General features: G+C 40.4%; 2 protein-coding genes and 1 rRNA gene. 2 read left to right on the plus strand and 1 reads right to left on the minus strand.

Annotated elements, in window-relative coordinates; all coding sequences use genetic code 11:
- The first annotated feature begins 315 nt into the window (after positions 1 to 315).
- Positions 316 to 1,587, plus strand: a complete 1,272-nt coding sequence (locus tag AC1DM9_RS34230; RefSeq protein WP_477584486.1) for an ATP-binding protein — start codon at positions 316 to 318, stop codon at positions 1,585 to 1,587.
- A 139-nt stretch (positions 1,588 to 1,726) separates the two neighbouring features.
- On the opposite strand, the gene AC1DM9_RS34235 is transcribed toward AC1DM9_RS34230, so the two are convergent.
- Entirely contained in the window at positions 1,727 to 2,503 is a 777-nt protein-coding gene (locus AC1DM9_RS34235; RefSeq protein ID WP_441887233.1) for a MerR family transcriptional regulator, read from the minus strand.
- 660 nt (positions 2,504 to 3,163) lie between these two features.
- On the opposite strand from AC1DM9_RS34235, the gene AC1DM9_RS34240 reads away from it, so the two are divergent.
- Positions 3,164 to 3,309 (plus strand): 16S ribosomal RNA (locus tag AC1DM9_RS34240); the annotation flags it as partial.

Genomic DNA, 3,309 nt, shown 5'->3' on the forward strand with positions numbered 1-3,309 from the left:
CAGACGCACTAGACTTAGGATCTAGCGGGCAACCGTGGGGGTTCAAGTCCCTCTACGCGCATCATAGTACGACAAAAGAAGTCTTGCTTAGCAAGGCTTTTTTTGTTGTTCAAAAGTAGGAAATGATATTCAAATGAGATGCTTTTGAGCTATTTTTTTGTCAAAGGAGTTAGCCTCGTGTACAATAAAAACAGCTAAGGGAGGACATATATGAATTTTTCCGTCACCTTTTTTACAAATATAAGCATTCTCATCACTTGTGCTTACCTTTTTAACCTCCTATATAAGAATTTTCTAAACCGAGCTTCCTCCAATGTGAAAAATAGTTTGTTGATTGTCACTTTTATTTTATCCGGCTGGCTGACGATGATGGTTGGTGTAGAATTAGGTAAGGGGCCCTTATTCGATTTGCGCGGCGTACCTATTATTTTTGCAACATTAGTGTTCCGAGATCCGCGCCATGTTTTTATTATTGGACTTGGTATCTCTGCTTCAAGATTTTTTGTCAATGGAATAACACCAAGCTCACTAACGGGATCAATTAATATCGCTATTATGGGACTCGTCGCTGCGGGGCTCGTCATGCTTTACGAACGACGCCAGTTATGGGGCTATCGTAAGAAGGCAACGATTTCTTTGCTCACCATCAATATTGTACAGGTAACTGGTATCGCGATCTTTGGCGCTCTGTCTCGTGAGTTGTACTTGAAGCAGATTATGCCTTTTACGCTGCCTCTTTCTATTTTGCTTGGTGCCTTATTCTTATTTATTATTAATGATTTTTATAAGGAACAGCTCCAAGCGGACGAGCTGCGCGACAATAACTTGCTTCTAATGGAGCAAACGAAGGAGCTTGAAGACAAAGCGATACAAATCATGAAGTCATCCAAATACAAGTCGGACTTCCTCTCTAATATGTCTCATGAGCTTCGGACACCTCTTAATAGTATCATTGTCCTCTCAGAGCTCATTCGTGAGAATACGGCCAGCCAGGAACACAATGAGAATTTTGAGTATGCAGATATGATAAACAGCTCTAGTAACGAATTGCTGCGAATCATTAATGACATCCTTGACTTATCCAAGATGGAAGCAGGGAAAATGAATATCAACTGGGGAGAAGTGTCCGTCGAGGATGTTACGCAGCTGGTATACCATGAATTTGCCCATTTAGCTGAAAAGAAGCAGCTAAGCTTCGAAGTTTTAATAGATGAAGAGGCTCCTCAAATGCTAGTATCAGATGGGCAAAAGCTGAGCCAAATTATTCGCAATCTATTAAACAATGCAATTAAGTTTACGGATAAGGGCGATGTCGCTTTGCACGTATACAAGGATAAGCTTACTGACTGCATTGTATTTGTTGTAAAGGACACCGGTATTGGGATAGATGAGGACAACCAGCAGCGAGTCTTTGATACATTTTCACAAGAGGACAGCACGATTCAGCGGAAATATGAAGGAACTGGATTAGGGCTTTCTATTTGCATACAGCTTACCAATCTACTTGGCGGCAAACTTGCGCTTAAAAGCACAAAGGGAGTTGGAAGTGAGTTTGCACTAAGTGTGCCGTTATATCCTACAACGTAATAGGATAGCTGCTTCGATTGGAACCGCAAATCGCTTTCGACTAGGTTGGATAGTAAGTTTCTATATAAAGAAATGAGTTGTTAGATTCGACTAACAGCAAGGAAGGTGTAGTTAGGCAAATGCCTTCCTACACCTTTCTTTATGGATTTAGCGAGGTATCCATATTTGTATAAATAAGAATGGCATCTCTTAGAAATACAGCGGCACCGGGCTGGTTTTTATCATAATAGGCTGTAAACCTTTCATCATCTACATACATTTGAGCAACACCCGCATGTGCTTCTTTGGTATAGCTGCCCCAATAAAAACTTAGCCATTGTCGATGGAGATCGGCTGCTTTCTGTGCTAACTGACCAGCGGGATCACCAGTTGCAAAAGCTTCCTCAAGCACGCTTATGACCTCGGCCCCTAACTTTTCGATTTCAGTGTGCTGTTCTTTAGTCATGTTTTTGATTATTTGGTTAGAGAGATCCACCTGCTCGTTTCCGTACTTTTCTCTAATCTCTTTACCAAAGCTCTTCTCGTTCTCATTAATGAGCTGTTGCTTAAAACCTTCGAATTTCTCTTTATTCTCCATTATTATTCTCCCTTCTTTTTGAGCTAATGTTTTGTCGACATTAGCGATAAGCTGATCTAGCTGAACTCTTTTCTCTAAAAGCTTTTGTCGATGCTGCAGCAGTGCCTTCTCACCGTCAAAGGAAGGTGATGTCACGATGGCCTTGATTTCCTCTAATCCGATTCCAAGCTCTTTGTAAAATAGAATCTGCTGCAGCCGATCAACCTCCGCTTGCCCATAAATGCGATAGCCTGAAGAATTCAACCGTGCAGGTTTAAGCATGTCGATCTCATCATAATAACGCAGCGCACGTGTACTAATTCCAGCTAATCGACCTAGCTTTTGTATGGTATATTCCATGTGTTCACCTCCTGACAACATCATCGTACACCTTCACGCAACGTGAAGGTCAACTGTTTTTTTATAACGCAAGAGCAATAGTAAAGGATTTAACCAGTGTGGAATTGGAGGATGAACTAATGTCTTTCATGTAATTATTCTGTTTATTGAAGTAAGTAAACTCTATTCACAATTAACGAGGAATTGTTGTATAGCCGAGAATGCTATTGTTGAAAATAATGTTATCCAGCGATGGAGAGCGATATAGCATTATAAAATGGATGGAAAGCAGTTATGATTGAGAATGTTAAAGAGTTGTTCATTTGCGCTGTAAACGATATCCATTTATAATTAATGTTATTCTTCTTCTTTAATGATGGAATCATGTATTTACATGCTTTATTGTAGTAAACATAGGCTTTACAGCTCTATAGAAAGGGTTTTACATATGTAAATAAAGATTATTATAAATTAATTTCAAAAATGACTTGCATAAATGGGTGAATGCATGGTATATTCTATTTCTGGCCGAGAGACACACGCGGACAGCAAGCGAAACAAGCATGACAAACGAAAGAATAGATTGCTCTTTGAAAACTGAACAACGAGTAAAAACTGCCCTTACGATTCTAACGAATCGTGAGAAAAGCGATAAAAAAGTTATGAGCAAGTCAAACAACCAATTTGGAGAGTTTGATCCTGGCTCAGGACGAACGCTGGCGGCGTGCCTAATACATGCAAGTCGAGCGGAGTTGATGAGGTGCTTGCACCTCTGATACTTAGCGGCGGACGGGTGAGTAACACGTGGGTAACCTGCCTATAAGACT

The organism is Paenibacillus sp. 01T431 (assembly GCF_056398625.1).